At 69.9% G+C, this 22,620-nt stretch carries 15 protein-coding genes and 3 pseudogenes; 4 read left to right on the top strand and 14 right to left on the bottom strand.

Annotation, left to right across the window (positions count from 1 at the left end):
• Nucleotides 1–215 precede the first annotated feature (215 nt).
• Nucleotides 216–2,033: pseudogene (locus GQF42_RS45755) on the top strand (SpoIIE family protein phosphatase); the annotation flags it as partial.
• Nucleotides 2,034–2,399: 366 nt separating this feature from the next.
• Here the strand turns inward: GQF42_RS45755 and GQF42_RS47980 are convergent.
• The 3 genes from GQF42_RS47980 to GQF42_RS07945 all read right to left on the bottom strand — a co-directional run bounded on the left by GQF42_RS47980 (nucleotide 2,400) and on the right by GQF42_RS07945 (nucleotide 3,910).
• A complete protein-coding gene (locus GQF42_RS47980; protein WP_435866655.1) occupies nucleotides 2,400–2,945 on the bottom strand; it encodes a divalent metal cation transporter in 546 nt (181 codons plus the stop codon).
• 189 nt (nucleotides 2,946–3,134) lie between these two features.
• Nucleotides 3,135–3,689 (bottom strand): divalent metal cation transporter, encoded by a 555-nt coding sequence (locus GQF42_RS47975; RefSeq protein ID WP_199272605.1) that lies wholly within the window; start codon nucleotides 3,687–3,689, stop codon nucleotides 3,135–3,137.
• Nucleotides 3,686–3,910 (bottom strand): CBS domain-containing protein, encoded by a 225-nt coding sequence (locus GQF42_RS07945; protein WP_055706085.1) that lies wholly within the window; start codon nucleotides 3,908–3,910, stop codon nucleotides 3,686–3,688. The genes GQF42_RS47975 and GQF42_RS07945 overlap by 4 nt, the downstream gene beginning before the upstream one ends.
• Before the next feature lie 241 nt (nucleotides 3,911–4,151).
• On the opposite strand from GQF42_RS07945, the gene GQF42_RS07940 reads away from it, so the two are divergent.
• A complete protein-coding gene (locus tag GQF42_RS07940; protein WP_158918942.1) occupies nucleotides 4,152–4,766 on the top strand; it encodes a hypothetical protein in 615 nt (204 codons plus the stop codon).
• A gap of 412 nt (nucleotides 4,767–5,178) precedes the next feature.
• On the opposite strand, the gene GQF42_RS47970 is transcribed toward GQF42_RS07940, so the two are convergent.
• From GQF42_RS47970 to xylB, 8 genes are all read right to left on the bottom strand, one after another.
• Nucleotides 5,179–6,260, bottom strand: a protein-coding gene (locus tag GQF42_RS47970) for an IS630 family transposase (protein WP_435866653.1) whose coding sequence is annotated in 2 segments (ribosomal slippage) — nucleotides 5,179–5,772 and nucleotides 5,775–6,260 — 1,080 coding nt in all. Because the reading frame shifts where the segments join, the coding sequence is not laid out codon by codon here.
• Nucleotides 6,261–6,655: 395 nt separating this feature from the next.
• Nucleotides 6,656–8,179 carry an aldehyde dehydrogenase gene (adh, locus tag GQF42_RS07925; protein WP_158918941.1) on the bottom strand — a complete coding sequence of 508 codons (1,524 nt, stop codon included), beginning with the start codon at nucleotides 8,177–8,179 and terminating at the stop codon, nucleotides 6,656–6,658.
• A gap of 57 nt (nucleotides 8,180–8,236) precedes the next feature.
• Nucleotides 8,237–9,544: a GAF domain-containing protein gene (locus GQF42_RS07920; RefSeq protein ID WP_158918940.1), complete on the bottom strand. Its 1,308-nt coding sequence runs from the start codon at nucleotides 9,542–9,544 to the stop codon at nucleotides 8,237–8,239.
• Between the two features lie 108 nt (nucleotides 9,545–9,652).
• Nucleotides 9,653–10,297 carry an N-acetylmuramoyl-L-alanine amidase gene (locus GQF42_RS07915; RefSeq protein ID WP_158929909.1) on the bottom strand — a complete coding sequence of 215 codons (645 nt, stop codon included), beginning with the start codon at nucleotides 10,295–10,297 and terminating at the stop codon, nucleotides 9,653–9,655.
• A 68-nt stretch (nucleotides 10,298–10,365) separates the two neighbouring features.
• Nucleotides 10,366–11,379, bottom strand: a complete 1,014-nt coding sequence (locus GQF42_RS07910) for an acetamidase/formamidase family protein (protein WP_158918939.1) — start codon at nucleotides 11,377–11,379, stop codon at nucleotides 10,366–10,368.
• A gap of 89 nt (nucleotides 11,380–11,468) precedes the next feature.
• Nucleotides 11,469–12,953 (bottom strand): APC family permease, encoded by a 1,485-nt coding sequence (locus tag GQF42_RS07905; RefSeq protein ID WP_158918938.1) that lies wholly within the window; start codon nucleotides 12,951–12,953, stop codon nucleotides 11,469–11,471.
• 236 nt (nucleotides 12,954–13,189) lie between these two features.
• Nucleotides 13,190–14,398: an ROK family transcriptional regulator gene (locus tag GQF42_RS07900; RefSeq protein ID WP_158918937.1), complete on the bottom strand. Its 1,209-nt coding sequence runs from the start codon at nucleotides 14,396–14,398 to the stop codon at nucleotides 13,190–13,192.
• Between the two features lie 34 nt (nucleotides 14,399–14,432).
• Entirely contained in the window at nucleotides 14,433–15,887 is a 1,455-nt protein-coding gene (gene xylB / locus GQF42_RS07895) for a xylulokinase (protein WP_158918936.1), read from the bottom strand.
• A gap of 121 nt (nucleotides 15,888–16,008) precedes the next feature.
• Between xylB and xylA the strand changes: the two genes are divergently transcribed.
• Entirely contained in the window at nucleotides 16,009–17,175 is a 1,167-nt protein-coding gene (xylA, locus tag GQF42_RS07890; RefSeq protein WP_158918935.1) for a xylose isomerase, read from the top strand.
• 198 nt (nucleotides 17,176–17,373) lie between these two features.
• On the opposite strand, the pseudogene GQF42_RS07885 reads toward xylA, so the two are convergent.
• From GQF42_RS07885 to ltrA, 3 genes and pseudogenes are all read right to left on the bottom strand, one after another.
• Nucleotides 17,374–18,661 (bottom strand): annotated as a pseudogene (locus GQF42_RS07885) (SWIM zinc finger family protein).
• A pseudogene (locus tag GQF42_RS07880) lies at nucleotides 18,658–19,221 on the bottom strand (DEAD/DEAH box helicase); the annotation flags it as partial. The pseudogenes GQF42_RS07885 and GQF42_RS07880, both read right to left, overlap by 4 nt.
• A 72-nt stretch (nucleotides 19,222–19,293) precedes the next feature.
• The gene (ltrA, locus tag GQF42_RS07875) at nucleotides 19,294–21,093 is read right to left on the bottom strand and encodes a group II intron reverse transcriptase/maturase (protein WP_199272603.1); all 1,800 of its coding nucleotides are present in this window, start codon (nucleotides 21,091–21,093) and stop codon (nucleotides 19,294–19,296) included.
• A 701-nt stretch (nucleotides 21,094–21,794) separates the two neighbouring features.
• Here ltrA and GQF42_RS07870 point away from each other — a divergent pair.
• A protein-coding gene (locus GQF42_RS07870; RefSeq protein WP_233273738.1) for an IS5 family transposase occupies nucleotides 21,795–22,594 on the top strand; the annotation gives its coding sequence in 2 pieces (ribosomal slippage) (nucleotides 21,795–22,130 and nucleotides 22,133–22,594; 798 coding nt in all).
• Nucleotides 22,595–22,620 lie beyond the last annotated feature (26 nt).

The following is a 22,620-nucleotide window of genomic DNA, read 5'->3' as shown; positions in this document are numbered from 1 at the left end:
GTGCCAACGCGTCGCTGCGCAAGGTGGCACAGTGCGCCGGGTGCACGACAGGGGCGGTGACGCACTACTTCGCGAACAGGAGCACTGTCTCCCTCAGCCGGGGGGATGCGCGATGTCCCGGGATCGCAGTGGCGGTGACCTGGGGCGTAAGACGCGCCGCGGGAGCCAGGCGTAGCCTTGATTCCAGACGTTCCAGTACTTGGCAGGTCGTGTGCATGATGCGCGCATCACGTGAGACCGGTCATCATAGCCCTTTCGACACGCCTACGGCAGCGATGATCGTGGTGGATGCGCGGGGGAGGGTGACCGGCTGGAGTCCTGGAGCCAGCAGTCTCTACGGTGCTGACACCCGTGACGTGCTCGATCGTCCGGTGAGCGAGGTGCTGCGGGACGTTCGGGCCCGGGCCGACACGCTGCAAGGGTTCGAGGCACCGGGGGCACCGGCATCCGGGGGCGCCCGGACCGAGACCCGTACCGTTCGACGCCCGGACGGGTCGCTGGCGGAGACGGTCTTGCGCATCTTTCCGGTGGAGCAGGGCCAGGGGAGGCCCGCCTGGGTCGTGATGGCGGTGGCAAGCGACCGCTACGAGGAGCGGATGACGGACCAGTCGATGTTGTCCCGGCTCTTCACACAGGCGCCCGTGGGGCTGAGCGTCTACGGCCCCGATACCCGACTCAAGTGGGTCAATGAGGCTGTGCAGGAGGCCATGGGCTGGCACGCCGGTGAATGGTTCGGACGGCCCCACATTGTGCTCTATCCGCACGGCAAGATCCTCTCTCCTCCGGGATACCACGACATGGACGAGGTCCTGAACGAGGTGTTGAGCAGCGGCGAACCGGTGCTCGACGTCCATTGGCGCGGGCCCACCCCCGCTGCCTCCGAGTACTACCAGGTCTACTCATGCTCTTACTTCCGTCTGCAGGACGAGGCGGGCCACCCCCTAGGCATCTGCGAGGCGGCCGTCGATGTCACCGACCGCTACGAAGCGCAGACTCGCCTGGCCCTGCTCGGCCGCGCCAGCGGGATCGGTACCACGCTCGACGCCAGGCAGACGGCGGAGGAACTCGCGGGGCTCGTCGTTCCGGAATTCGCCGACTCCGTACGGATCGAGGTCGCGGAGTCGGTCCTAGGAGGAGAGGAAGTCCCGTCCTACGCTTCTGGCGCACCGGCGGGGCTACGGCTCATGACACAGCGCACGAAGAGTAACTCCGACATCACGAATAGTGATGTACTGCTCGGTGCCATCGGGATCCGCTCGACGACTGCGCACCAACGCTTGCTGGCCCTGCCTCTGCTCCTCGGCAGCACTACGCTCGGCACGGTCACCCTCCTGCGGCAGCCGCCCCGTGCACCCTTCACCGAGGAGGATCGCGCCCTCGCCGAAGAACTGACCTCGCGCACCGCGGTGTGCCTGGACAACGCTCGCCGCTACATCCGCGAGCACACCACGGCGCTGAAACTACAGCGTGACCTCCTCCCGCGAGCGCTACCCCAGTCGAGCGGAATCGAGGTCGCGGACCGCTACATCCCCGCCGCCGGTCCTCTCGGAGTCGGGGGCGACTGGTACGACGTGATTCCGCTGTCGGGCGCCCGGGTCGGACTGGTGGTCGGCGACGTGGTGGGGCACGGAGTGGACGCCGCAGCCACCATGGGCCGGTTGCGCACCAGCGTGCGCGCACTGGCCGCCCTGGACCTTCCACCGGACGAACTCCTCGCCCGACTCGACGACTTGGTGGGTCAGACACGAGTCGGCGTACACCGCACACCGGGCGACGAGGGGACCGACAGGGCGCTGGGAGCGACCTGCCTCTACGCCGTATACGACCCCACCTCCTGTACATGCGCCATGGCCAGCGCGGGCCACCTCCCGCCGGTCGCTGCCGGCCGGGGGGCAGGGGCCCGACAGGCTGAAGTGCTCGACCTGCCGATAGGCCCCCCGCTGGGCATCGGTGGGCTGCCCTTCGAGAGCGCGGAGTTCGAGTTCGCTGAGGGTACTGTGCTCGCCCTGTTCACCGACGGAATCGTCAAGGCGCGCAACCGGGACGTGGATGAGGGAGTGGCGGACTTGTGCGACGCACTGGACGCCTCGACCGCGTCGCTGCAGCAGCGACAAGTACCGACCCGAGCGCGAGGCTTCCGGGAGATAGTCCGGTTGCAGGCCACCGTTCTCAGCCCGCCACCGGTAGCCAGTCTTGCGCCCGATGCCGAGTTGCCTGCACGCCTCGACGCTGCCCACCCCGGCCGCCAGAAGGCGCCAGTACTCGGCCTCGAGCTCCAGTCTGCGCCTGGTCAGCCCCCGAGTGGCCCCTGTGCGGCGGCCCCGGAATGTTTTCCCGGCCGATCCGTAGCCGCAATCTGGGTCCGGTCGGCCGGACTTGGCGGGTTCCTCGGGGTGGGATCAGCCGAGACCGAACCAGCCGAGGACGGTCTGGACGAGCAGGATGGTGGATATGCCTGCGACGCCGACGACCACGATGGTGGCGCCGATCCGGTAGCGAGGGCCGTTGGCCGCCGCACCGAGCACGGAACGGCGGTTGGTGAGGACCAGCAGGTAGACCAGCACGGTGGGGCTGATCAGGCCCTGCAGGACCTGGGTGCCGATCAGGAGCTGGATGACGTTCACCGGGGTCATCGCCACCGCGGCGCCGAGCACGATCTGGGCGGTGAACAGGCCCAGGAACAGTGGGGCGTCGCGGAAGCTGCGGGAGACGGAGCGTTCCACTCCGGCAGCCTCGCCGACCGCGTAACTGGCCGACAGCGGTACGACTGCGCCGGCCAGGGCGCTGGCGCCGATCAGACCCACGGCGAAGAGGATTTCGGCGTTCTGGCCGGCGACCGGTTTGAGGGCTTCGGCGGCCTGGGCGGCGGAGTCCAGCGGACCGGTGTCGCCAATGGCGGCGACGGTGGCGATGATGATCGTCAGGCTGATGATGCAGGCGAACACCGCCCCGATCACGGCGTCCAGCTTGATCAGCCGCTAGTCCTCGGGCTTCGCGCCGCGGTCTACGACACCTGCGGCGGCGTAGAACTGCATGTACGGGCTGACGGTCGTGCCGATCAGGGCGACCGCGAGCAGGATGAAGCCCTTGTTGGGTTCCATGTGCGGGATCACCAGGTGCTTGCCGACCTCGCCTCAGTGCGGGTGGCCGAGGATCATCGCGATCGGGTAGGCGAAGAACGCCGGCGACATGATGAGGAAGATGCGTTCGGCCCATCGGTAGGAGCCGAACAGTACTAGCGACCACAGCAGGATCGCCGCTGGCGGGATCACTGCCCACTTGGGCACACCGAGCAGTTCGAAGGCGGCGCCGATGCCCGCGAACTCGCTGACGACCAGGCCCGTGTTGGCCAGCAGCAGGCAGAACACCGCCAGGCCGGTCAGGCGCAGGCTGAACTGCTCGCGGATCAGTGCGCCCAGGCCCTTGCCGGTGTGGGCACCGAGCCGGACGGCCATCTCCTGGACCATGACCAGGGCGATGGCGAGCAGCACCGTGAAGAACAGCGTGCCGTAGGTGTATTGAGACCCGGCGGAGGCGTAGGTGGCGATGCCGGCGGCGTCGTTGCCGGCGTTCGCGGCGACCAGGCCCGGACCGGCGATCGCGGCGACCACGGTGAGACGGCCCAGGCCCCGCCGCCGCGTGGCGGGTGCGGCGGGTGCGGCCGTTGTGGTGTCCAGATCGCGGGTCACCGCAGGAACCTCCGGAAGTGCAGGCGCCCGCGCTCGGGCAGCAGGTAGTCGAGCAGGCCGTCGGCGAGGATCCGGCCGACGGGCCGGTCGGAGTCGTCCACCACCAGAAGTGAGGTGGCGCGGGAGTCGACCAGCTGGTCGGCGGCCTCGCCGAGGGCGGTGTCGGGGCGGACGGTGACCGGAGGGCCGAACTGGGACCGCCAGGTGACCAGGTCGGCCATCGGGGTGGTGTCCTCGGCGACGGCCAGGTCGAACAGCGCGCCTGCGGGGGCTGAACGGGGTGCGATGGGCCGAGGTCAACGCGGTCACCGGCCAGGTCCTGCTCTCGTTCGACGAACGCAGGGTCGGCCTCGACCGGCTCCTGGACATGGTCAGGGCCGTGGAAGAAGCCCAAGGGGTGCAGGACGAGGAGTTCGCCTGGGCCCAGCCGTCACTCCGGGCGACGACGCTCCCGTTGCGGCCGTGGCGGCCGAGTTGCTGGTCGACTGCGCGGCGGTCGCCGCCGGGGTCGTCCAGCGGGTCTTGCGGCTGCTGCCACGCGCGGTGCCCGCGGCGGTCGCCGCGCTGGAGCTCGAGCGGGAGCTGCGCCGACCGCTGATGCGGCGTGTCGGCCCCGTACGGACCGATCTGCTGCTGTCGCTGGCCGGTGCCACCGTCAACGGGCTCTGCGCCGGCATCGGCATGCCCGCCGTCGACGCGGCGCACCGGCTGCTGCTGCTCGGCGAGGTCCGCGCCCGGCGGCGGGTGTGGGAGCGGCGCGAGAGGGACCTGTGCTCGGGCCCGGAGTGCGTACCGCGCACACGGCCGGCGCGGCACCTGCGCGCCAGGACCCGGCCACCCGGGCCCGTGGAGCAATGGGAGAGACGGCTGGCGCCATCCGCCCCGCTCACCGCCGTCGCGGTCCTCGCGCTCAGGGGCAGTCCCAGGCGGGCGGCGGACGCGCTGCTCGCCACCGTACCCAGGGCCGCCCGCTACGGCCGGGAGGCGTTCGCCGCCATGGTCGGACGCGAACTGGCCCGGCACGCGTCGTACCGCTCGACCCGTCGGCGCGCTGCCTGCTGCCTGCGGCGCGGGTAACACGCTGCACGCCACGCAGCGGGTCATCGCCGAGTTGGAATTTTGTGACCCACCTCAGGGGATGACAGGCAGTCACTTGCTGTGGGTGAGCGGGGGCTCGAGTGGAGATCACCAACGGCATCCGGTATGTGACCAGGTCCATGTCCGTGACGGTGACCCACTTGGGTTCGGCCACAGGCAGGCTCGGCTGCGGGTTCCGGAGGTTGACGTCGACGACGTACCGGAAGCCGGGGGCTACCGCCGCCGCCATGGACAGAGGTGTTGGGGGTGCAAAGCGTGTGCGTCGTCTGCTGTGACCCTGCGGGTCCGAGGTCATCGGGAGGCGGCGCCCTTGTGTAGGGGCTGTGCGGTTCACCTGATGGGTGACGTCTCTGCGCTACGTGTCCGGGGGACGGATACTGATTTCGGCGCTTCAGGGTGATGGTGGTGGGAGGTCGAGGGAGAGTCCGGTCCCGGCAACGAAACCGTCGAGGAGATCCGGGCGGTACTGGAGGCGTTTGAGTCGGTTGCGGACGAGGGCCTCGAGCCGGTCGAGAGCCACGCTCGCGAGGTTGGCGAGACTGCGTTTGACGTGGGCCCACAGGTACTCGACCGCGTTCAGTTCGGGTGCATAGGAGGGCAGGATGAACACCGTCAGCCACTCCCGTGCCTCGATCAGCTCGCGCATGGTGTGGGAGACGTGGGTGTTCAACCGGTCCCATACGAGCACGATCGGTGCCTTGACCAGCTGGTGCATCCCGTCGATCAGACGGATGTAGTCGTCCTCGGACAGGCTGCAGCGCTCGCCCTTGCGTCCGGTGTGCAGCCGCAGCCGGTTGCACAGCCGGGTCCTCGAGCCCGGACGCGTCGCGATCGGCCCGGCGACGGAGACCCTCCCCGAACGGCGGCCGGACACTCTCACGACCGGGGTGATGCCCCGCCTGCCCCAGGTGCGGCCCTTCGGCGGCCTGCGGGTGAACCCGGCTTCGTCCTCGAAGCAGATGAAGCCGTCACAGGCCGCCCGGGCGCTTTTACCTCCCCCCACGTCGCCTCCTTCCACACGGCGATGGCCTGCTCGTCGCGTTCCGCGGCTCTGCGAGCAGGAACCTGCGGGGTGAACCCGAGCCGGCGCATCAGCCGGGTGGCCCCCGAGACGCTGTAGGAGACGTGGAACTTCCTGCCGATCAGCGTCGCCACCCGCGCACCGGTCCACACCTGGTCTTGGTCCCAGCCGTGCGCAGCCGGCCCCTCCTCCAGGTACGCGGCCAGCTTCTCCAGGCAGCGCGGGGACAGCCGGCACCGCGATCCGCTCGGGCCACGGGAGGCCAGAGCCCGAACACCGCCGTCCCGCCATAGCTGATGCCATAGATAGGCCGACTTCGGGCTCACCCGCAGGCGCCGTGCCACCTCCAGCGGCTTGATCTTCTGCTCGAACAGCTCGGCCGCCTGATTCCGTACCGTCTCCCGGCGCCGCCGTCCCGCAGCAGACAGCCCGCCCCCATCCCCATATCTCACACACCACCAGATACAGCCAGCACTGCCAGCCCATCAGGGACTTCGAGCGAGTTCACCCTGACGAGCCGCAGTCAGTAAATGGTCATCGTGGCGCTGTAGCCGGTCTTTCCGGCCTGGCCGTCCCCGGTGGGATCGGGCAGATCCCTACCGCCGTCGCTGCCGGGGACGGGTGGCTCGCACCGAACCGTGCATTGTTCGATGCCCTGCCTCTGGCGATTGGCTTGCCGCCTCCAGGTGGCCCGCTGTTTGGTCCGTGACTGGTCCAGAAGGGCGGCTCAGGAAGTCGGCGCCAGCGTGACGAATCGGGCAATTACTACAAATGGGCCGCGCGTGATGAGGTGGAGGTAAATGGGCTCCGGTGGGGAATTCCCAGCTCAGCGCCGACTTCAAGCACCCTAGAAGAATCCAAGTTTCTTGGGTGAGTAGCTACAAAAGATGTTCTTCGTCTGCTGGTAGTGCTCCAGCATCATCTTGTGCGTCTCGCGACCGATCCCGGACTGCTTGTAGCCGCCGAACGCGGCATGCGCCGGATAGGCGTGGTAGCAGTTGGTCCACACCCGTCCCGCCTGGATCGCGCGGCCCGCACGGTAGGCGGTGTTGGCATCCCGGGTCCACACGCCCGCGCCGAGCCCGTACAGCGTGTCGTTCGCGATCTTGACTGCGTCGTCGAAGTCGTCGAAGGACGCGACCGAGACGACCGGGCCGAAGATCTCCTCCTGGAAGATCCGCATGCGGTTGTCGCCCTCGAAGATGGTCGGCTGGACGTAGTAACCGCCCTTGAGTTCGCCGTCGTGCTCGATACGCTCACCACCCGTCAGGACCTTCGCGCCCTCCTGCCGGCCGATGTCCAGGTAGGAGAGGATCTTCTCCAACTGGTCGTTGGAAGCCTGGGCGCCGATCATCGTGTCGGTGTCGAGGGGGTGCCCCGGCTTGATCTGCCGGGTGCGGGCAACCGCCGCCTCGAGGAAGTCCGCGTAGTGGCCACGCTGGATCAGCGCCCGGGACGGGCAGGTGCAGACCTCGCCCTGGTTGAGCGCGAACATCGTGAAGCCCTCGAGTGCCTTGTCCCGGAAGTCGTCGTCGTGCGCCCACACGTCGTCGAAGAAGATGTTCGGGGACTTCCCACCGAGTTCGAGGGTGACGGGCTTGATGTTCTCGGAGGCGTACTGCATGATCAGCCGCCCGGTCGTGGTCTCTCCGGTGAACGCCACCTTCGCCACCCGCGGGCTCGATGCCAGCGGCTTGCCCGCCTCCACCCCGAAGCCGTTGACGATGTTCAGTACACCCGGCGGCAGCAGATCCGCGATCAGGCCGACCCAGTAGTGGATGGACGCCGGGGTCTGCTCGGCGGGCTTGAGGACGACCGCGTTGCCCGCGGCGAGCGCCGGCGCCAGCTTCCAGGTCGCCATCAGGATCGGGAAGTTCCACGGGATGATCTGCGCGACGACCCCGAGCGGCTCGTGGAAGTGGTACGCCACCGTGTCGTCGTCGATCTCGCCGAGCGACCCCTCCTGCGCCCGGATCGCCCCCGCGAAGTACCGGAAGTGGTCGATCGCCAGCGGAATGTCGGCTGCCAGCGTTTCCCGCACCGGCTTGCCGTTCTCCCAGCTCTCGGCCACCGCCAGCGGCTCCAGATGAGCCGCCATCCGGTCCGCGATCTTCAGCAGGATGTCGCTGCGCTCCGCCACCGACGTACGGCCCCACGCCGGCGCGGCCTCGTGCGCCGCGTCCAGCGCCCGCTCGACGTCCTCCGCGGTGCCGCGCGCGATCTCGGTGAACGGCTGCCCGTTGACCGGCGACGGATTCTCGAAGTACTGCCCGCGCACCGGCGGCACGTACTCCCCGCCGATGAAGTGGTCGTAACGCGCCTGGTAGGAGACGATCGCACCTTCGGTGCCCGGCGCCGCGTAACGAGTCATCCTGGTCTGCCTCCCGGTGCAGCGCTGCCCGCCGTTGGGCAGCTGTCGGGCGCGAGGCTAGGTGGGCGGACGTTGCAGATAGGTTGCGCCGCACGTCCGCCCCGGTGCCCGGACCGTCGAAGCAGTCAGCTCGGTCTCCAGCGCGGCGAGCCGGGCCCGGACCGGGGCCGTGGGTCGCACCACGGCGAGCGCCCGCCACACCGTCACGTCGTCCTCGCCCCAGGGCGCGTGGGCCCAGTCCGCCAACAGGTCCGGGTCGCGGTGCGCGATCAGCGCCGTGCGCAGCCCGTCGGCGAGCCGGTCCCGCAGCCGTACGATCGCCGGCGCCTGCGAACCGGGCAGCAGCGGCCCGGTGTACGCTTCCGCCGCCGCCGTGAGCGCCCCCGCCCCCAGCCGCCGCTCCACCACGGCGACGTCCGACTCGACCGCGGCCATGAGCCGGTACGGTCGCGAGGCGAGCGCGCCCGGCCCCAACAGCTTGCGCAGCCGGGCAAGTTCGGCCCGCAGGGTCACCGGGGTCACCGACTCGTCCGCGTACAGCGCGCACAGCAGTGCGTCACCGCTCAACCCCTCCGGATGCCGGGCCAGCAGGAGGACGATCTCGCTGTGCCGCCGGCTGAGCCGGGTCCGGCGGCCGTCCAGGACGAGTTCGGCCTCGTCCCGTCCCAGCGCGCTGAGCAGCGCGGTGTCCCCGCTGCTCAGCGTCGGCCCGAGCAGGGCGAGCTGTGCTTCCGCAGCCCGCGCCACCGCCTGCACGAACCCGAGGCTGTGCGGATGCGCCAGCCTGTCACCTCCGGTGATGTCCACCGCGCCCAGCACTCGACCGGTACGCGGGTCGTGCACCGGTGCGGCCGCGCAGGTCCACGGCTGCACCTGGCGTATGAAGTGCTCGGCGGCGAACACCTGCACCGGCCGGTCCACGGCGACCGCGGTGCCCGGGGCGTTGGTACCGACCGCCGTCTCCGACCAGCGCGCCCCCGGCACGAAGTTCATCCCGTCCGCCCGGCGCCGGGTCGCCGGATGCCCCTCGACCCACAGCAGTCTGCTGTGGGCGTCGCACACCGCCAGCAGATGCTCGCCGTCGGCGGCGAAGGTCCCCATCAGCTCTCGGACCAGGGGCATCACCCGGGCCAGCGGGTGCTCCGCCCGGTAGGCACCGAGGTCGCCGTCGGTCAGCTCCACGCATGCGGTGCCGTCCGGCCCGACACCCGCCCGGGCACTGCGCCGCCACGACTCCGCCACCACCGACCGCACCGGGCGCGGCACCGTGCCCACGGTGGTGAAGGTCTCGTGGGCCCGACGCAGCGCACGGACCCGCTCGGCCGGGTCGGCTCCCGGCTCCAGAGCCACCCACGGATCGGTCAACTCGGCCTCCCCGGACGGTGAAAGGGCAGTGTTGCGACGGGGACCATCGTCACTCGCAGTGTTCGCACGGACAACCTGTTCGACGTCGGTTCGACCGGCTTCGGCGCTCTAGGCGAAGTTGACCAGCCGGATGTAGCGGACCCAGTCCCAGCTCGGCCCCGGGTCGGTGTGATCGGTGCCCGGCACCTGATAGTGGCCGATGATGTGCTCCCGGTCCTTGGGAAGGCCGTACGCGTCGCAGACCGCCGCGGTGAGTCTGGCCGACTGTTCGTACAGGGCGTCGGTGAAATAGGAGGGCTGGTCCACCCACCCTTCGTGCTCGATGCCGATGCTGCGGGTGTTGTAGTCCCAGTTGCCCGCGTGCCAGGCGATGTCGGCCTCGTGCACGCACTGGGCGATGTGCCCGTCCGCCGAGCGGACCAGATAGTGCGCGGACACCTTCTTCTGCGGGTCGGCGAAGATGGCCAGCGTGTTGCCGTACGTCTCCTGCGTGACGTGGATGATCACGCGGTCGATCGCATAGCTGTCGGGCCGGTCGGACGAGGTGCAGTTGGAACTGCTGGCCGGCCGCCACTCGGCGGGCGGATAGTCGACGGGCTCGGTCTGTGCGTCGGCCAGCGGATCCGGGAGCAGGGCGTAGGGGACGGCGGCGAGCGCCGCGCCCTTCAGCAGTCTGCGTCTGCTGAGGCGCAACGGGGCCGGGCGCGCTGGTGATGCCGGCTCTTGCGACTGCGCCGGGCCGACCGGGTCCATGTCCATCGTCGGTGCCTTTCAGAAATCGTGGGGGGCGGGGGAGGGGCTGGGCGGAGGCGTTGCCGGCCTCAGCCGCGCAGGTCGCGTGCGGTCTCCCGCAGCCGCGCGTGCATGCCCCGGTAGGTCTCCCTCGCGGGCAGCCACTCCTTGCGGAGCTTGGCCACGCACGTGTAGTTCGTGTCGCACACGTTGGCCAACGGCGATTCGACCGTCTGGGTTGCGAATTGGTACGCGTCCGGCGCACTGAACCCGTAGTCGCGCACCAGCCACTGCACCAGATCGAGCTGCGCTATCCGGAAGGCGTCCTCCAGCGGGCGGGCCGATCCGGTCGAGATGATGTGGGTGTCCGACTCCAGCCGGGGCCACGGCGTGGCGACGTTCTTGAGGAGGTCCACGATCACCACGGTGTTCATGGCGCATTCCACGGCCACCCCGCAGGTCTCGCCCTCGCCCTGCCGGGCGTGCCCGTCGCCGAGGCTGAGCAGCGCGCCCTCGACGTTGACCCCCAGGTAGCAGGTGACGCCCGCCCGCATCTCGGGTGTGTCCATGTTTCCGCCGTGCGCGTCCGGGACCAGGGCCGAGCGCACCTCCAGCTGGGCGGGGGCGACACCGACCGTGCCGTGCATCGGGTCCAGCGGCAGCTCTGCTTCGATGTCGCTGTCCTGCGCCTGGAACAGGGCAGTACGCCGTGTGCGGTCCAACTGCCACATCCAGACCCGCTCCGGCAGTGGAGGCTGGAGCGTGGCCGTGGTGTGCGTGGAGGTGAGCGCGCCGAACAACGGGACCGTCGTCGATGCCGCCCAGTCGCGGGCCGGTTCGATCGACACGAAGTGCACGGCCACGGTGTCGCCGGGCTCGGCACCCTCGATGTGGAAGGGACCGGTCTGCGGGTTGAGGAACGGGAATGCGCAGACCTCGGAGACCAGGTCCTTCTCGGAGCGGACCCGGCCGCCGAAGCAGTCCTCCGTGAACAGGTCGAGCACCGTGCCGGGCACGATCCGCGCCAGGGGTGCCGCTCCGCCGAACGTCCAGGCGTACTGGTCCGGTTCCGGGCGGACAGTGAGGATCCGGGGGTCGGTCATGGTGGCGATGGTCCCTTCTGACAGAGGGCGGTCGTGGGAAGGGGACGACGGGGGCCTGCCAGGCAGGGCTGCTGTGCGGGCCGCGACGGTCAGCCGGGCACGGTCCCGTCCTGCCGACGGTCGGCCGGGGCGTACTCCTCGAGGTGCACGCGCGCGGTCTCGGCAATGCGCTCGGGGTGCCGGCGTATCAGCAGGAGCAGTACGACCACGCCCGCCGCCATCCAGACGCCGACGACGGGGCCCGCGTAGGACACCGGCGCGGTCAGTTCGGTGACGAAGTCGAACGCCGGGAGGCCGGCGGCCGTCAGCAGTGCCGGGACGAACGCCGCGATGCCCAGCACCGGGAACAGCAGATGCCGCACCGGCCTGAACGCGGCCCGGCGGGTTCGCAGGAAGTAACCCGCGCAGGCGAGGTTCACGACGATGTAGACGCCCATGACGACCGTGACGATCACCGTGGCCAGGAGCAGGAACGCGGTCACGGGGTCGTAGGCGAAGCCGAGCCCCAGCACCGCCGCGACCGCCACGACGGTCTGCACCGCGATACCGGCCACGGGGGAGCGGTGGCTGGGATGCAGGGTGGCGAGCAGTCGGGGCAGGACCCGGACGCGGGCCAGGGCATAGGCCGTGCGGGTCGAGACGTTGGCGCACGCGTTGGCGTTGGCGATCGTGGAGTTGACCACCGCCAGGAACACCAGCACCCAGAAGAGGCCGAAGGAGGCCCGGGCGACGCCGTCCCAGGAGGCCTCGCCCGAGGCGCCGAACTTCGCGAAGCGGTCCGGGCCGAAGTAGACGGTCATCGCGTACGTCGTGAGCACATAGAACAGACCGATGCCCAGGGCCGCTCCGAGCACCGCGCGGTGCATCGTCCGCCGGGGATCGCGGGTCTCCTCGGCGAGCGGCGCCGCCGCCTCGAAACCGGAGAACGCCAGCACGGTGTACACGGAACCGGCGAACACGCCGCCGAACCCGGCGTAGCCGTCCGCGGTGTGCGAAGTGCCGAAAACGGACAGTGTGTTGGCGCTGCCCGCCTTGCCGATGAGCAGGGCGGCGAACACCAGGAAGACGAGGATCTCGAAGACACCGAGGACGGTCCCGAAACGGGCCGATGCGCGCACGCCGAGGTATCCGGCCACGGCGATCACGGCGGCGCCGGCCATGGACCAGGGCCACCACAGGTCGGCCGGATACGAGGACCATTCCTCGTGCAGCGTGCCGGCCGCGGTGAAGCCCAGTTGCAGGAGCAGCAAGGGCGGGACCAGCATCTCCACGAAGACGTATGCCCAGCCGACGAGGAAGCCGACGGACGGGTGCAGCCCGCGTGCCGCATATGTGGCCACCGAGCCCGCCGCCGGTAACTCCCGGGCCAGCTCGGCCACGCACGAGGCGGTGAACAGGCAGGCCACCAGCGCGATCAGGACGGCCAGCGGCAGGCTGCCGCCCGCGAAGGCGGCGCCCGACGGAATCGATGCGGCCACCGCGGCGGCCGGCGCCATCGCCGTGACGCTCTGGAACAGCACCTCACGCAGCCCGATCGCGTCGCGCCGCAGTGCCCCGGTCGTCTCCCCGTGCATGCCTGCCCCCGATACGTGTCAGCCCGCTGCCGCCCGACGTGTTTGTGAAGGGTCGTCATTCCGACAGCGCTGCACGGTCCATGACGGTCCGTCGGCAGCACTTCGCGTGAATCACGGTACGGCGCAGGCCGGTTGCGCAGAAGGGTGCACGGCGGATCCGTGGACGGCCGGCGACCTGTGGAAAACTCGATCACCCGATCGAGTGAGGCCGGGGCATCGGAGCCGTGAAGGCCTCGTCACGACCGCTCCGCCACCGCCGCCGGATCGTCCAGCACGGAGCGGACGACCGAGTGGGCCGCACCCAGCAGGGGGCCCTCGGGACCCAGACGGGACACGGACACCGGACAGGGCGGGCCGGCGGTACGGCTCCTCAGCTCCGTCTCGAGGGACGGCAGCAGCCAGGGGGAGAGGCCGGCCAGGGCACCGCCCAGGACCACCGTCTCGGGGTCGAGGAGATTCACCGCCCCGGTCAGCGCGATGCCGAGTGCCGTACCGGCGTCCCGCAGTGCCCCCCGTACGCTCTCGTCGCCTTCCGCGGCGCGCCCCGCGAGCAGCCCCACCCTGTCCTCGCGCGGCTCCAGACCCGCCGCCCGCAGCACCGCCTCCTCGCCGGCGTACTGCTCCAGGCAGCCCCGGCCGCCGCACGGGCAGGGCGGCCCGTCCGGCTGTACGGGTACATGGCCCAGTTCGCCCGCGAAGCCCCGGGTGCCGCGCAGCAGCCCGCCGTCCACGACGACCGCGGCGCCGATGCCGATCTCGGCCGACACGTGCAGGAAGTCCCGCGGGGTGCCCTCACCCAGCCACAGCTCCGCGAGGGCACCGTAGTTGGCCTCGTTGTCCACGGTCAGCGGCCACTCGCCGGGCAGCAGGGCGCCGACGTCGGTGTCGTGCCAGTCGAGATTCGGGGCGCGTACGACCGTGCGGCCGTCCCGGGCCACCAGCCCGGGCACGGCGACCGCGAGCCCGGCGGGCCACAACCCCTCCGTTTCGGCCTCCGCGGCGATGTGGCGCACCAGCTTCGTCAGCTCCGCCGCCACCGCTTCGGGCGCCCGGCCCCGGTTGCCCCCGCGCCGCACGGCCCGGGCGCGGACCGCGCCGCGCAGGTCGACCGCGCACACCGCGAGGTGGTCGACGCCGATCTCGGCCCCGATCCCGGCCGGTCCACGGCCGCTCACCGCGAGAGCCGACCCGGGCCGGCCCACCCGGCCCGGCCGCTCCGGACCCAGCTCCTCCAGCAGCCTCCAGCGGATCAGCTCGTCCACCAGCGTCGACACGGCCGCCCGCGTCAGCCCGATGCGCGAGGCGACCGCGGCCCGCGACAGCGAACCCTCGGCGCCGACGGCGTGCATCACGCGGGACAGATTGCGCCGACGCATGCCCTGCTGTGTGTCCGGCAGGGCGCGCCCGGCGCCCGGCGCGCGGCCCTCGTGCAGCGGTGCGGTCATGCCTGCGTCAATCCTCGGTGTCCGCCGCCCGGCTTCATGCGTGCGGCCTGGTGTCCGTCCCCCGCTCCAGCAGCGGGGCCGCGTCGGAGAGTACCCCGGTGATCCGCTCCAGCGTCGCCTCGTCCCGCTGCACCGCTTCCAGCACCGGGCCCGCCGCCGTGTGCCAGCGGCGCGCCACCGCGGCCGGATCCTCGCCGGTGAGCAGCCCGGCGGCCTGCGCCGCGGCCCCGAGAGCGACCAGCTCCCTGGCCTCGGGCACCTGGACCGGCCGTCCCGACAGTCGCCGTACCGTCTGCTGCCAGGCGGTACCGCGGGCCCCACCGCCGATCAGCAGCAGTGGGGTGCTGCGGTCCGCGTCCTCGTCCAGGACCAGGTCGAGGGCGCCGAGCAGCGCGTGCACGGCGCCGTCGTAAGCGGCCTGGAGCACCTGGCCCCCGGTCGTGTCGTGGCGCAGGCCGTGCAGCAGCCCGGACGCGTGGGGCAGGTTCGGGGTGCGTTCGCCGTCCAGGTACGGCAGAAGTGTGGTGGAGCCGCCGGGCTCGACGGCCTCTCGATCCAGACCCAGCAGTGCCGCGACGCGGTCCACGGCGAGCGTGCAGTTCAGCGTGCAGGCCAGCGGAAGCCAGTCCCCGTGCGCGTCGGCGAAGCCCGCCACCGTGCCGGTGGGATCGGCCGGGCGGTGCCGGGAGACGGCGTACACCGTGCCGGACGTGCCGAGGCTGAGCACCGGGGTACCCGGCCGCAGGCCGAGTCCCAGTGCCGCCGCCGCGTTGTCGCCGGTCCCCGGGGCGACCAGCGTGCCCTTGGAGAACGGCAGGTCGTGGCTGTCGCGCACGGTGCCGGCCACCTCGCCCGGCCGCACCACCCGGGGCAGCAGCGCCGGGTCGAGACCGACGTGCGCGAGGGTCTCCTCGTCATAGGCCTCCGCCCCGGACGCCCACCAGCCGGTGCCCGAGGCATCGCCCCGGTCGGTCGTGCCTTGCCCGGTCAGGCGCTCGGTGAGGTAGTCGTGGGGGAGCCGTACCGCCTTCGTTGCGCGGACCGCCTCCGGCTCGTCCTCGGCCAACCACGCCCACTTCGTGACGGTGAACGACGCGCCGGGCACGCTGCCGGTGCGCTCCGCCCAGGCCTTCGGCCCGCCCAGTTCCTCCACCAGTCGGCGGGCCTGCGGCGCCGAGCGCACGTCGTTCCACAGCAGTGCGGGACGCACCGGCTCGCCCCGCCCGTCCAGGGTGACCAGGCCGTGCTGCTGGCCGCCGACCGACACCGCCGCGGCCTCGCGCGCGGCGTCACCGCACTGGCGCAACGCCTCGCACAACGCGTCCCACCACTGACGCGGATCACTCTCCCGGCCCACGCCCGAGGAGACGGTGTGCGGCGCCTGGCCGCTCGCCACCACCTGCCCGGTCGACGCGTCGACGACCAGCGCCTTCGTGGACTGGGTGGATGTGTCCACGCCGACGACGAGCGGACCCTCGGCTGCTGACATCGGGCTCTCCTCTTCCGCGGCTGTGCGGTATCTGCATCTTGTCTCTTCCCAGCGGTGCGCGGGCATACTAATTTGTAAACGGCCATGACGAAATAGTCGTAACGCAACAAGGAGCCGCGGCATGAGCTACCAGCCCACCCCCGAGGACAGGTTCACCTTCGGCCTGTGGACCGTCGGCTGGCAGGGAAGGGACCCGTTCGGCGACGCCACTCGCCGCGCCCTCGACCCGGTCGAGACGGTCCAGCGCCTGGCCGAGCTGGGCGCCCACGGGGTGACCTTCCACGACGACGACCTGATCCCCTTCGGCGCCTCGGACACCGAGCGCGAGTCGCACATCAAGCGGTTCCGCCAGGCCCTGGACGCGACCGGCATGAGTGTCCCGATGGCCACCACGAACCTCTTCACGCACCCCGTCTTCAAGGACGGCGCCTTCACCGCCAACGACCGCGACGTGCGCCGTTACGCGCTGCGCAAGACCATCCGCAACATCGACCTGGCGGTCGAGCTGGGGGCGAAGACCTACGTCGCCTGGGGCGGGCGCGAGGGCGCCGAGTCCGGTGCCGCCAAGGATGTGCGAGCGGCCCTGGACCGTATGAAGGAGGCCTTCGATCTGCTCGGCGAGTACGTCACCTCCCAGGGCTACGACCTCCGCTTCGCCATCGAGCCCAAGCCGAACGAGCCCCGTGGCGACATCCTGCTGCCCACTGTCGGCCATGCGCTGGCCTTCATCGAGCGCCTGGAGCGCCCCGAGCTGTACGGCGTCAACCCGGAGGTCGGGCACGAGCAGATGGCGGGCCTGAACTTCCCGCACGGCATCGCCCAGGCCCTGTGGGCGGACAAGCTGTTCCACATCGACCTCAACGGCCAGTCAGGTATCAAGTACGACCAGGACCTGCGGTTCGGTGCCGGAGACCTGAGGTCGGCCTTCTGGCTGGTCGACCTGCTGGAGAGCGCCGGCTACGCGGGACCGCGGCACTTCGACTTCAAGCCGCCGCGGACCGAGGACTTCGATGGTGTCTGGGCGTCGGCAGCGGGCTGTATGCGCAACTACCTGATCCTGAAGGAGCGTTCGGCCGCCTTCCGGGCCGACCCGGAGGTCCAGCAGGCGTTGCGCGCCGCGCGCCTGGACCAGCTGGCGCAACCGACCGCGGCCGACGGCCTGCAGGCTCTGCTCGCCGACCGCACCGCCTTCGAGGACTTCGACGTGGAAGCGGCGGCCGCACGCGGCATGGCGTTCGAGCGGCTCGACCAGCTGGCGATGGACCACCTGCTCGGAGCACGTGGCTGAACGGCCACGCACGCGTGCTTTCACCGAGGGGTGGAAGGCCCGCCCTGTAGTGGGACATGAGGAAGAGCCGGGGAGAACGGCCGGAACACGGGTCGTTCTCCCCGATGTTCAGCGAATGCTGCGGATCACCTGACCGGCCTGGAGGCCGGTCGGAGTCCGTCGGGGATCGACGGGTGCGGGTGCGGTGATGGCGGTACGTCAAAAGACTTGGCCGGCCGTCCCTTCTGTGCCGAGCCGCGCCACGGCCAGCGCTGCCGCCGGATCCGGGTCCGGCCCGGCTGCCACCACCCAGCGGCCGTCCTCGTGCCGGTAAGGCCACCAGCCGCCGTCGGTATCCAGACGCAGCTGGGCCCCTTCGTCGGGGACGGTCCACCGGTTGCCGCTTCTGTGAAACGACGGCCGGTCCTCCGCCTCCCAGGCCGATTCGATCGCCACGCGCGCACGTGCAAGTGCTGCGCTCTCCACCGGCCACTCCTCGTCGAGCACGGCCAGGCCCGCCGCACCCCCGGCGCGCCAGGCCCGGACAGCGGCGGCCAAGCCCTCGCGTCCGCGTCCCGACCCGTCGGCCAGCCGCTCGGTGACGGCGCCGGCGGGCGCTTCGCAGGCAAGCCGCACGGCGTCCTGGGAGGCCGTCAGGTTCGCGGGGGTCGGCCCGTCATTGTGAAGTACCTCCGCCAGCAGCCGGTACGCGTCCACGACGGTGCGCCCGGCCAGATGCTCGAGCGCCGCAGGATCGATCCCGGGCGCCGCCGTCCCGGCGTCGAGGGACGGTGGAGTACCCGGGGCCTGAGGGAGGCCGGGCAGCTCGGGCAGCGGGGGCAGGATGTCCCCGGCAGCCCACGCCTCCGCCGCGTCCACGCCCCCGGGCTCCGGTTCGGGCGTGGCGAGTTCTGCCCGGGGCGCGGTACCGCGTACCTGAAGCTCGGCCAGGAACACCTCACGCTCCCGTCCGCGCAGCAGCAGGAGCAGAAACGGATCTTCGTCCAGCACGCGCGCCATCTGGTGGCACAGCGCGGCGGTGTGCCCGCAGTGGTCCCAGGCCTCGCAGCCGCACGCGGACTCCAGTTCGCCAAGGCCCGGCAACAGCTCGATGCCGCTCACCGCGGCGTCCTCGACCAGGTGCGGCGGAAGCTCCCGGTCCAGCAGGGCGGCCAGATGTCCGGCCTGCTCCACGACCACGTCCATGAACCGCGCCCACTCCTGGTCGGACAGCTCCGGCACCAGGGCGTCGGCCCGGTGGGCCGCACCACCCGGCTCTCGTACGACCGCGGTCACCCGGCCCGGCCGCACGGTCATCGCGCCCACCGCGCCCGCGCGCGAGGCGCCGTCCCGCCGTGACCGCCGCGCCGTCCAGGGCCGCGTCCTCCAGGGCCCGCAGCCATGCGCGACCCCACCAGCTCCGTGCGAATCCGCGCCCGCGCGCGGGTGGTGCTGTGGCGTACGTCCGCTCGGCCACGCGTGCGTGCTCGTCGCCTTGGCGGTTCATCGCGCCTCCCCGCGCAGTTCCACGAGCGCGGCCAGTTCCGCGTCCGTCAGCTCCGTCAGCGCGGCCTCGCCGGTGCTGAGCACCGCGTCCGTCAACTCCCCCTTGCGGCCGAGCATGTCCGCGATGCGGTCCTCCAGGGTGCCCTCCGCGATCAGCCGGTGCACCTGCACCGGACGGGACTGCCCGATCCGGTACGCGCGGTCGGTGGCCTGCGCCTCGACCGCCGGATTCCACCAGCGGTCGTAGTGCACGACATGCTCGGCCCGGGTGAGGTTCAGACCCGTCCCGGCCGCCTTCAACGGCAGCAGAAATACCGGCACTTCACCTTCCTGGAAACGCCGCACCAGCGCCTCGCGCGCGGGGACAGGCGTCCCGCCGTGCAGCAGCAGTGAGGACACTCCGCGCGCCGTCAGGTGGCGTTCGAGCAGGCGGGCCATGCGTACGTACTGCGTGAAGACGAGGACCCCCGAACCCTCCGCCAGGATGATGCCGAGGAGTTCGTCCAGCAGCTCCAGCTTTCCCGAGCGTCCGGTGAGCCGCGCTTCGTCCTCCTTGAGGAGTCGGGTAGCCGGAGCGCATTGCTGCGCCCCGGCCCCCTCAGAACCGTGCTTGCGGCATAAACCGCACACGGCTCAAGCAAGCCCCAAGGGCTTCGCAGGTGGGCAGGTTGTTGCGGCCCGTTTGCCATCCCCAGCGTGGTGCTGGCGATGGCATTCGGTGTGGACGAGGCGAAAGTTGGCTCGTTCATCTGTTCCGCCGTCGCGCCGGTAGGTGAAGTGGTGCTTATTCAGCGCCTTCTTCTTCGCAGCGAACCAGTTGATCCACTCTCGTGGGCTGTCCGGTTCGTACTCGGCTCCGACGATCAACGCCTGTTTGCAGAGCGGGCACAGCCCCTTCTGTCTTACCGCCAGAATGAAACTTGTCTTGTCCATCGGTGGCGGCGTTGTTTTTCGACGGCGATCCTGCCAGTACTGGACCAAGGCAGGGTCGTCCGGAGACGCCGCACCCTTGACCAGCTGATGGCGTTTGATGCCGGTCCAGGCGAACTTCGTGAGATAGGCCCCGCTTTCACGGATGCCGAAGACCCACCGATCGTTCCTGGACTGGTTGAACCTGCCGAAGTACCGGTCCACGACCCAGTACCTGGTCTTGTTCGGGTGGCTGCGCCTGGCCCATTTGTAGGTCAGTCGCCACATATAGTTGTCCATCGAGTTAAAAGCGTCGGTGGACGCCACCCCCCGGTAGTAGGCCGACCAACCGCGAATGATCGGTGCGAGCCTGGTTACCACGGCCAAGGCGTTGTGCCCATGCAGGGCCTTCATCTCGGTCCGCAGTCGCTCCCGGAGCCTCTTACAGGCTTCTGTGCTGGGTTGGATGAGTAGTCTGCCTCCGAAGCGGCGGACGGTGAATCCGAGGAAATCGAACCCCTGTGATAGGTGAACGACCTTGGTCTTCTCTTCGTTGAAGCGGAGACCTCTCGGTGCCAACCATTCCTCCAGCCGGACCCTGACCTCGTGGACCTGAGCCTCGTCGTGACAGAGCACGACAAAATCGTCGGCATATCTCACCAGCACAGGGGTGCCAGGAACGGCCCCGGGTAAACGCCCAGGTGTCGTCACTGCATATTGACACCCTGCTGCCTGTTCCAATCCGTGCAGAGCTACATTCAACAACAGCGGGCTGATCACGCCGCCTTGCGGAGTGCCCTCCTCCGTCGGCGCGAACCGACCGCGGTCTATCACTCCAGCCTTCAGCCATTGCCGGATCAGATCCCTGGCGGGGAACCGATCGATGGATGACATCAGGTGTTCGTGGTCGATGCGGTCGAATGCCGCTGAAAGGTCCGCGTCCAGCGCCCATAGACGTCTCGGGCTAGGGCCCTTGACCGTCCAAAAGATCGCCGCTATCGCGTCCTGACAGCTGCGGCCCGGCCGGAAGCCGTAAGACTTCGGTTCGAACCGCGCTTCCCATTCAGGCTCCAATGCGTTCTTGACGCGAGCTTGGAGCACCCGATCGCGAATGACCGGGATGCCGAGCGGGCGCTGCTTGCCATTGCTCTTTGGGATAAATACTCGCTTGACCGGACGGACGCGCCAGGGCTGAGATGACCGATGGAGTTCGGCCGCCAGCTTCCCCCGCTCTGATGGAGTGAGGGCCAGCTCCCCGTCGATTCCGGCGGTCTTGCGACCGCTGCTGTGCTGCGTGACCCGCTTTACGCTGGTCAACGTATTACTACGGTTGCGCAACATCAGCTTCTGTAAATTTCGGACCCTCTTCAGGTCCCCCTCCTGCGATGCCTTGAATATCCTTCGCCTCAGTCGCCGTACGTTGTCCTCGCACTTGGCCCAGTCGATGCTGTGCCAGTCGAGGCCGCCGCCCTCAGGTCTGTTCACCGCAGCCGCCAAGGGACCGGCCGTGGCCTTGTCCTTCACTTGCGCCTCCAGCGTCTAACGTGTCCTTTGGTTCTGACGTCTTCGCCAAGGAGCCTTCAAAGGCTCACCTGACCCACGTGGGCTCCCTTTCGGGCCGGGCTATCAGAGCCCGTATCCGGCGGGTTATGCGGGGGTTGGACGAAGGGTCCAGCCGTATCCCGGTTTCCCCTGGTCTTTCGACCGGCCGGCATTCGCTTCTTGGATCATCCTTATCCCGCCGGGGAGTTGGGCCTTCCTTGCGGTCGGCTTACCAGACGACGTTTCCGTAGCCTGGACCCTGACGGGGTTCCCACGTTCCGCACCTGTAAGGCACGACTGGGGTGGGCGCCTCCTATACCCCGGGGCCAGCGGTATCCGTACCCTGGACACAATTCCCCAGGGAGCGCGTGGTGCCTTGCAGCACCGGGCCCTGCGATCGCCGATTGCTTACCATCAGCGCGATCTCACCCTCACGAGGCATCATCGAAGGTTCATTCTCTTCGCCCGTCCAGTCTTCCCCTCACCTGTTGCATCTCGATGGCCGAGACACTCTTGGGCTTGAACGCCCAGCTTCACACCCTGCCGTTACCAGCAGCGCATGTGAGCGCGGGGACGGGCCTGGATACTGGCCCGGAGATCGACCAGGCATTGCCTCCTTCGTTGGGTCGTTCTCACTTAGACGTCATCTCATTTGGCTCGGTAGGCTGTTAGCCGTGGTGGGGATCGTTGAGCGGCTGGTGCCGGATGAGTTGTGGGAGCTGTTCCAGCGGGTGGTGCCAGAGGCGCCGACGCGGCCTCAGGGCGGTGGCCGACGGAGGCATGGTGACCGTGAGGTGCTGGCTGCGATCGTGTTCGTGGCCACGTCGGGCTGCACGTGGCAGCAACTGCCCTCGGGGTCGTTCGGGCCGTCCGGGGCAACGGCTCACCGCAGGTTCACCGAGTGGACGAAGGCTAGGGTGTGGGCCAAGCTGCACCGCCTGGTCCTCGACGAACTAGGCTCGCGCGGGGACCTGGACTGGTCGAGGTGCGCGATCGACTCGGTGAACGTGCGGGCCCTGAAAAAGGGGACCTGACAGGCCCGAATCCTGTGGATCGGGGCAAGTACGGCTCGAAAATCCACCTGCTCACCGAGCGAACCGGCCTGCCCCTGTCCGTCGGAATCTCGGGCGCCAACGTTCACGACAGCCAGGCCCTGATTCCGCTCGTGAAGGGGATACCGCCGGTCCGCTCCCGGCGAGGCCCCCGGCGGCGCAAGCCAGGCAAGCTCCACGCCGACAAGGGCTACGACTACAACCACCTGCGGCGATGGTTATCCCAACGGGGCATCCGGCACCGCATCGCCCGCAAGGGCGTCGAGACCTCGCAGCGACTCGGAAGACACCGGTGGACGATCGAACGCACCATGGCCTGGCTCGCCGGCTGCCGTCGCCTCCACCGCCGCTACGAACGCAAAGCCGACCACTTCCTGGCCTTCACCAGCATCGCCTGCACCCTCATCTGCTACCGCAGGCTCACCAAATGAGATGGCTTCTTACAAAGGTGCGACCT

The sequence above is a fragment of the Streptomyces broussonetiae genome (genome assembly GCF_009796285.1).
Classification (GTDB): Bacteria; Actinomycetota; Actinomycetes; order Streptomycetales; family Streptomycetaceae; genus Streptomyces; species Streptomyces broussonetiae.
Note: the sequence above shows the minus strand (reverse complement) of the source record. Positions and strands in the feature narration are given on the sequence as shown.